Here is a 7,370-nt window from a genome sequence, read left to right as displayed (position 1 = left end):
CGCGCGCATGATGCGCGCCGATCGGCTGCACCTCGCCGGTTTCGAGCACGCGGAGCAGTTTGACCTGCGCGTCGAGCGGCATTTCGCCGACCTCGTCGATGAAGATCGTGCCGCCGTCCGCCTCGACGAATTTGCCGGTCTTGCGATCGAACGCCCCGGTAAAGGCGCCGCTTTCATGCCCGAACAGCTCGCTTTCGACCTGATTCGCCGGGGTGGTGCCGCAATTGACCGTGACCATCGGCTTGCGATTGCGCGGCGAAGCGGCGTGGATCGCCTCCGCCACCACTTCCTTGCCGACCCCGCTTTCGCCGTCGATCAGCACAGCGACGCGCGCGCGCGCGGCCTTGGCCGCGATCGCCAGCGCGGCGCGGAAATCGGGGGCGGAGCCGACGATCTCGTCGAACCCGAGCATCGCCGGGATCTTTTCGGTGAGGGGGCGCAACTCGCCCGCCTCGGTGCCGGCGACCGCCGCCTCGAGCGCGGCGAGCAGCCGTTCAGGCGCGAGCGGCTTGACCAGGAAATCGGTCGCCCCGGCGCGCATCGCCGACACGGCATGCGCGACCGAGCCGTTGGCGGTCATCATCAGCACGGGCAAAGCCGGGCGGCGGCTGCGCAGCTCGGCGATCAACTCGCTGGCATCCTCGTCCTCGTCCCAATGATCGAGCAGGATGGCGTCGAGCTGCATCCCTTCCTGCGTGCCGAGCGTCGCGATCGCCATGTCGCCGTCGTCGGCGAACACCGTGCGCCAACCGCCACGCGCCGCCAACGCCGCGACAAGGCGGCGTTGTGCCGCCTCATTCTCGATCAGCATTAAGAGCCGTTGACCGTTGCGCGTCATAATCTGTCCCGTTCCGATACGGGAGAGACAGATAGGCCGCTACGGGTAAACGGTCGCTTAAGCAGCAATATTGCGTTCGACTTGGGGTTGAGGCGTTGAACATGCCCCGATAAGGGGGCAATGCGAATCGGGGGAAGCGAGAGGACGCGATGGCCGACAAGTCCGACATGAAAGCACATGTGACGACCTACACCGGCGTCATGAGCCTGCTGAAATGGGGTACGCTGGGCGTGGCGCTGATCGCAGCGCTCGTGATCTGGTTGATCCACTGACCGGCATGAAGATCGCCGTTCTCAAGGAGACTGCTCCCGGCGAACGGCGTGTTGCCGCCACGCCGGAAACGGTCAAGAAGTTCGTTGCGCTCGGCGCCGAACTCGCCGTCGAGCGCGATGCCGGCGCCTCAGCCGCTTTCGCCGATCAGGGCTATGCCGATGCCGGCGCGACGATCGGCGATCGCGCCAGCGTCGTGCAGGGCGCGGATATCGTGCTCGGGGTGCAGGGGCCCGACGTCGCCAGCCTGACCGGGGCGAAGCCGGGGGCGTGGGTCGTTGCCGGGCTGAACCCGTTCGGCGATCGAGCGCGGGTCGATGCTTATGCATCGGCCGGGTTCGAGGCGCTGGCGATGGAATTCATGCCGCGCATCACGCGTGCGCAGTCGATGGATATCCTGTCGTCGCAGTCGAACCTCGCGGGCTATAAGGCGGTGCTCGATGCGGCGGCCGAATATGGCCGCGCCTTTCCGATGATGATGACCGCGGCGGGCACGGTCTCGGCCGCGAAATGCTTCGTGATGGGGGTCGGCGTCGCCGGGCTGCAGGCGATCGCCACCGCGCGGCGGCTCGGCGCGCAGGTCTCGGCGACCGACGTGCGTTCGGCGACCAAGGAACAGATCCTCTCGCTCGGCGCCAAACCGATCTTCGTCGAGAATGTCGCCGGGATCGAAGGCGAAGGCTCGGGGGGCTATGCCACCGAAATGTCGCCCGAATATCAGAAGGCCCAGGCCGAATTGGTGTCGGGCCACCTCGCCAAGCAGGATATCGTCATCACCACCGCGCTGATCCCGGGGCGCCCCGCGCCGCGGCTGATCAGCGATGCGCAGCTCGCGACGATGCGGCCGGGCAGCGTGATCGTCGACCTCGCGGTCGAGCAGGGCGGCAATGTCGAGGGCGCGGTCGCCGGCGAGGTGGTCGAGCGTCATGGCGTCAAGATCGTCGGGCATCGCAACGTGCCGTCGCGGCTGCCGGCCGACGCCTCCGCGCTCTTCTCGCGCAACCTGTTCAACTTCCTGTCAGCCTTTTGGGACAAGGATCAGGGCCGGCCCGTGCTTGATGCCGAGATCGGCGACGCGATCCGGCTGACCAAGGACGGCAAGGTCGTGAACGAAAGGCTTGCGGGATGATGTTGGCGTTGTTGTTGCTCGCGGCGAATGCGTCGGTGCCGGCGGCGGAGCGTCGGCCGGTCGATGTGCGCTCCACCAGCGACGACGCGCTGACGCAGCGGCTGTCCGACGCGCTGACCCGGAGCCTGGGGAGCGCCAAGCGGTTGCGCCCGGCAGAGGGCGACGACAAGACCGGGCTGTCGCTGGTCATCCTCGGCAGCGTCACCCCGAAGGGCGACCGGTTCGATTATATGGTCGATCTGGTGAAGCCGGGCGACAATCTGTCGTCGCAGCGGCTGGCGTCGATGAGCGGCACGTGCCGCGAGGAGCAGATCGCGCGCTGCGCGGCGGACATCGTTTCCAAGGCCGAGCGCAAGGTGAAGGACTGAGCCATGGATTTCATCGCGATTCTGTCGATCTTCGTGCTGGCGTGTTTTGTCGGCTATTATGTCGTCTGGTCGGTCACCCCCGCGCTGCACACCCCGCTGATGGCGGTGACCAACGCGATTTCCTCGGTGATCATCGTCGGCGCGCTGATCGCTGCGGCGGCATCGGGCAGCCTGGGGTCGAAATGGCTCGGGCTGGTCGCGGTGACGCTGGCCAGCGTCAATATCTTCGGCGGCTTCGCCGTCACCCAGCGGATGCTGGCGATGTACAAGAAGAAAGAGCGGCCGGCGGCCGCCAAACACTGACGCGTCGCCCCGGCGGATAAGCCGGGGTCTATCCGCAGGCGTGCCGGGGGCACGAAATCCCGGCGCCGGCCGGGATGACGAGGGGGAAGATGAATGGAACACGTCGCGGTAAATCCCTGGGCGGCTCTGGCCTATCTGATTGCCGGCGTGTGCTTCATCCTTGCATTGCGCGGGCTGTCGAGCCCGACATCGAGCCAGCGCGGGAACCGCTTCGGCATGATCGGCATGGCGCTGGCGCTGATCACCACGCTGATCACGCATGTGCCGACGATCCATGTGCTGGTGGTCGGTCAGGCGGAGGATGTCGATTATTGGGCGATATTCAGCCGCGTCGACCCGCTCGCGTTGCTCGAGATCCTCGCCGCGATCGGCGTCGGCGCCGCGATCGGTCTCACCACCGCGCGCAAGATCGCGATGACCGCGATGCCGCAGCTCGTCGCCGCCTTCCACAGCCTCGTCGGCATGGCCGCGGTGCTCGTCGCCTGCGCCGCCTATCTCAACCCGGCGGCGTTCGGGATCGTCGACCCGTTCGGCCAGATCCTCACCGTCAGCCGGATCGAAATGGGGCTCGGCGTCGCGATCGGCGCGATCACCTTCTCCGGCTCGGTCATCGCCTTCGCCAAATTGAACGGCAATATGGGCGGCGCGCCGATCATGTTGCCGGGGCGGCATGTGATCAATCTTGGGGTGCTCGCCGGCATCCTGCTGCTGATCGCCTATTTCACCCAGGATCAGGCGCCGTGGGTGTTCTGGACGGTGACCTTGCTGTCGTTCGCGATCGGCTTCCTGCTGATCATCCCGATCGGCGGCGCCGACATGCCGGTCGTCGTGTCGATGCTCAACAGCTATTCGGGGTGGGCCGCGGCGGCGATGGGGTTCACGCTGCACAACACCGCGATGATCATCACCGGCGCGCTGGTCGGCTCGTCGGGCGCGATCCTGTCCTACATCATGTGCCGCGCGATGAACCGCAGCTTCATCAGCGTGATCGCGGGCGGGTTCGGCGCCGAGGCGGCCTCGACCGGCGGCGCGGCCAAGGTCGATCGCCCGTGGAAGCGCGGCTCGGCCGAGGATGCCGCCTTCCTGATGTCGCAGGCCGAACAGGTGATTATCGTTCCCGGCTACGGCATGGCGGTGGCGCAGGCGCAGCACGCGCTGCGCGAGATGGGCGACAAGCTCAAGGAACATGGCGTCCGCGTCAAATATGCCATCCATCCGGTCGCCGGGCGCATGCCGGGGCATATGAACGTGCTGCTCGCCGAGGCGAACGTGCCCTATGACGAGGTGTTCGAGCTCGAGGACATCAACTCCGAATTCGCGCAGACCGACGTCGCCTTCGTCATCGGCGCCAATGACGTGACCAACCCGGCGGCGAAGACCGACAAATCCTCGCCGATCTACGGCATGCCGGTGCTCGATGTCGAAAAGGCCAAGACGGTGCTGTTCGTGAAGCGCTCGATGGGCGGTGTCGGCTATGCCGGCGTCGACAACGACGTCTTCTATATGGACAATACGATGATGCTCCTCGCCGACGCCAAGAAGATGGTCGAGGAAATCGTCAAGTCGCTCGACTGATCCCTCGCGCAGTCGCCTCCGTTTCGGAGGCATTTTTCCTTTCCCCCCGATGTCCACAGTCCGAATCGGAGCTTGATGCGCTGCGCCGCCGAAGCGGCATGCGTAACCTGTATCCGATCGTTTAAGCTCGGAGGATCGGAATGCTGGAGGGGGAAGGGCGCACCGCCGCGACGCGTGCGCCGTTCGACGCGCTGATCGTCGCGACACCGGATTTCGCGCGCGATCGGTCGCTGCGCAACGTGGTGGAGACGACGGGCGGCCGCGTGCTCGCCAGCGTCAGCTGGGACGAGGCGGTTGCGCGCGTCGAGGCGACCGTCGTCGCGCCGCTGCTGCTGCTCGATACGGCCGGGGCGGATGATGAGCAGCTCGCCGCGGCGCTCTATCGCATCGACGGTATCGCTACCGGGCGAGGACTGGCGATCGTCGCTGGATTGACGACGGCGCAGATCGATATCGCGAGCGCGGGACTGGTCGGGCCGCAGGTCGCGTTGCTGTGCGATCCCACGTCGCTCGATTGGGTCGGGGCGGTGGCGGCGTGGCGCGCGCTCGACGGCCTGCCGCTTCACGATCGCGTCGCCGAGAGCGAGGCGGCGCGGCTGGCGCGGCTCAACGAGGAAGTCGCCCGAATCGCCGATGTGCTCGCCCGGCTCAGCCGACCGCGCGAGGCGCGCGATTCGGTCGCCGACATGCAATTCGCTTTCGCAGCGCGTGGGCGGGAGCCACCGGCGATCGATCCCGCCGAGGTTCGCCAGGTCATTCGCGCGCGGCGGTTGCGCGATCGCCAGTTCGGCAAGGGCCTGTTCGAGGATCCGGCGTGGGACATGATGCTCGATCTGTTCGCGGCGCAGCTCGAGCGCGCGCAGGTTTCGGTCTCGAGCCTGTGCATCGCCGCCGCCGTCCCGCCGACCACCGCCTTGCGCTGGATCACGCGGATGACCGAGGCGGGGCTGTTCGAGCGACAGCCCGACCCCTTCGACCGCCGGCGCGCGTTCATGGCATTGTCGCCGCGCGGGCTGGAAGGGATGCGCAATTATGTCGCGGCGGCGCGCGCGATGGGGTTGCCCCTGGTCTGACCGGCATTGAACACTTGCGATGCGGCGCCGGCTCTGTCATCCGGCGCGCTCCCGTGGGCGGTTAGCTCAGTTGGTAGAGCATCTCGTTTACACCGAGAGGGTCGGCGGTTCGAGCCCGTCACCGCCCACCACGGTTCTTTCAGCGCCCGATCAATCCGCGCAGTTCGGCGATCGTCCCGCGCGCGAAGACGAACAGCCACCCGCCATAGACCAATGCCCCCGCCGCGACGAGGATCGCGAGCTGCGGCAGCGCGGGGAGCGGGGGCAGCAGCGCGGCGATACCCGTCACCGCCAGCGCCATCGCCAGCGCGGCGGCGAACGGCGTGGCGATCGCATCGGCGAGCCCGCGCGCGGTCACCCCGATCACCGGCAGCGCGCGCCAGCATGAGGCGACGAGATAGAGCGGATAAGCGGCGATCCACGCCCAGCCGAGCCCGACCGGCCCCCAGCGTACCGCGACCAGGAAGGCACAGGCGAGGATTGCCGCACCGACCGCGCCGTTGCGCACCCCGATTCCGGGGCGGCCACGCGCGTCGCACGCCGGGGTGAGCAACACCTGCAGCGTCATGAACGGCATTGCGCAGGCGAGCAGCCGCACGACGGGAATCGCCTCGGCCCATTTGTCGCCGAGCATCGTCAGCACCAAGGGCTCGGCGGTGATCGCCAGCCCGGTATAGAAAGGCAATGCGACGAGCATGATCACGCGCACCGCCTTGACGAAGGCGGCAGCGGTCGCGGCGGGATCGTGCTGGATGCGCGCATAAGCCGAGAAAGCCACTTCGTTGAGCGGCGGCACGAATTTCGAGACGAAGATCTGCGTCAGGAACAGGCTGGTGGTATAGATGCCCAGCATGTGCGGGGTGAAATGGCGCCCGGCGATGAACACGTCGGCCTGGCTCTGGAGGAACCAGAAGAGCTGGCTCGCTGCCATCATCCCGCCGAATCGCGCCAGCCCGCCCGCGCCGCGGAAATCGAACGACGGCCACACCAGGACACGCGCGGCGATCGTCAGCCCGATCGCGCGGGTACCGAACAACGCCATCGGCGCGAACACCAATGTCCACACCCCCCAGCCGGCGAGCGCACCGCCCAACGCGGTCGACGCGCTGACGATCGATGCGACGATATTGACCTTGGCCTGGCGGCGGAAATCCATCTCGCGGTTGAGCACCGCATAAGGGAGCGCGATGAACGGCGTCGCGATATAGAGCAGGCTCTGGACGCGCAGCAGCGCCGCCACCTCGGGCTGGCGATAATAGCTTGCCGCGACCGGCGCGATCAGCAGCTGCGCGATCGCCAGCGTGGCGTTGAGCGCGATCAGCATCCCGAACAGCTGGCGAACCTCGTGGTGCGAGACGCTCTCGCGCTGCACCAGCCCGCTCGCCAGTCCGTAGCCGTTGAGCATGTTGAGGAACACCAGCACGACGCCGGTCATCGCATAGAGCCCGTAATCGTGCGGGCTGAGGATCCGAATCACCAGAAAGGTCGCCGCCCATTGCACGAGCTGGGCGACGATCTGGCTCCCCGAACGCCAGATGACCGCGTTGCGCACCTGTCGGGCGAACGATTCTCGGGGCTGATTCGATTGATTCGCGGCGGCTTCCATCCCGACCGCGGTAGCCGATCCGGCTTCACAACGGGTTAAAATGGCGGATTTCCTTGGTTTTTCGATGACGGAAACAAAATTGCAAAATAGTGTTTGACGGCTCGGGTGAGCGGGCATAGAAGCCACCTCACCGACGGGGCGGGCCACACGGACCGCTTGATCGGGGCAGCGAAAACGCAGGCGCCAGGGTGCTCCACGAAAAATGGGG

8 protein-coding genes and 1 tRNA gene are annotated in these 7,370 nt (G+C 66.8%); 7 read left to right on the top strand and 2 right to left on the bottom strand.

Features of this window, described 5'->3' with window-relative positions:
* A partial coding sequence (locus BGN95_RS22820; RefSeq protein ID WP_502688338.1) for a sigma-54-dependent transcriptional regulator occupies positions 1–838 on the bottom strand: 838 nt, incomplete at its 3' end.
* A gap of 149 nt (positions 839–987) precedes the next feature.
* Between BGN95_RS22820 and BGN95_RS22815 the strand changes: the two genes are divergently transcribed.
* From BGN95_RS22815 to BGN95_RS22785, 7 genes are all read left to right on the top strand, one after another.
* Positions 988–1,110, top strand: a complete 123-nt coding sequence (locus tag BGN95_RS22815; RefSeq protein WP_179512733.1) for an aa3-type cytochrome c oxidase subunit IV — start codon at positions 988–990, stop codon at positions 1,108–1,110.
* Between the two features lie 5 nt (positions 1,111–1,115).
* Positions 1,116–2,237, top strand: a complete 1,122-nt coding sequence (locus tag BGN95_RS22810) for an NAD(P) transhydrogenase subunit alpha (protein ID WP_286774111.1) — start codon at positions 1,116–1,118, stop codon at positions 2,235–2,237.
* On the top strand, positions 2,234–2,605 hold the full coding sequence (locus BGN95_RS22805) for a hypothetical protein (protein ID WP_286774110.1): 372 nt from the start codon (positions 2,234–2,236) through the stop codon (positions 2,603–2,605). Before BGN95_RS22810 ends, BGN95_RS22805 begins: the two co-directional genes overlap by 4 nt.
* A gap of 3 nt (positions 2,606–2,608) precedes the next feature.
* On the top strand, positions 2,609–2,908 hold the full coding sequence (locus BGN95_RS22800) for an NAD(P) transhydrogenase subunit alpha part 2 (protein ID WP_179512730.1): 300 nt from the start codon (positions 2,609–2,611) through the stop codon (positions 2,906–2,908).
* Between the two features lie 93 nt (positions 2,909–3,001).
* Positions 3,002–4,483, top strand: a complete 1,482-nt coding sequence (locus BGN95_RS22795) for an NAD(P)(+) transhydrogenase (Re/Si-specific) subunit beta (protein WP_286774109.1) — start codon at positions 3,002–3,004, stop codon at positions 4,481–4,483.
* 140 nt (positions 4,484–4,623) lie between these two features.
* Positions 4,624–5,556 carry a winged helix DNA-binding protein gene (locus BGN95_RS22790; RefSeq protein ID WP_286774108.1) on the top strand — a complete coding sequence of 311 codons (933 nt, stop codon included), beginning with the start codon at positions 4,624–4,626 and terminating at the stop codon, positions 5,554–5,556.
* A 55-nt stretch (positions 5,557–5,611) separates the two neighbouring features.
* Positions 5,612–5,687, top strand: a tRNA-Val gene (locus tag BGN95_RS22785).
* An 8-nt stretch (positions 5,688–5,695) separates the two neighbouring features.
* Here BGN95_RS22785 and BGN95_RS22780 read toward each other — a convergent pair.
* Positions 5,696–7,162: a lipopolysaccharide biosynthesis protein gene (locus BGN95_RS22780; protein WP_286774107.1), complete on the bottom strand. Its 1,467-nt coding sequence runs from the start codon at positions 7,160–7,162 to the stop codon at positions 5,696–5,698.
* Positions 7,163–7,370 lie beyond the last annotated feature (208 nt).

It is taken from the genome of Sphingomonas sp. 66-10, from assembly GCF_001897045.1.
Taxonomy (GTDB): domain Bacteria; phylum Pseudomonadota; class Alphaproteobacteria; order Sphingomonadales; family Sphingomonadaceae; genus Sphingomonas; species Sphingomonas lycopersici.
This window is presented reverse-complemented; position numbering and strand designations above follow the sequence as displayed.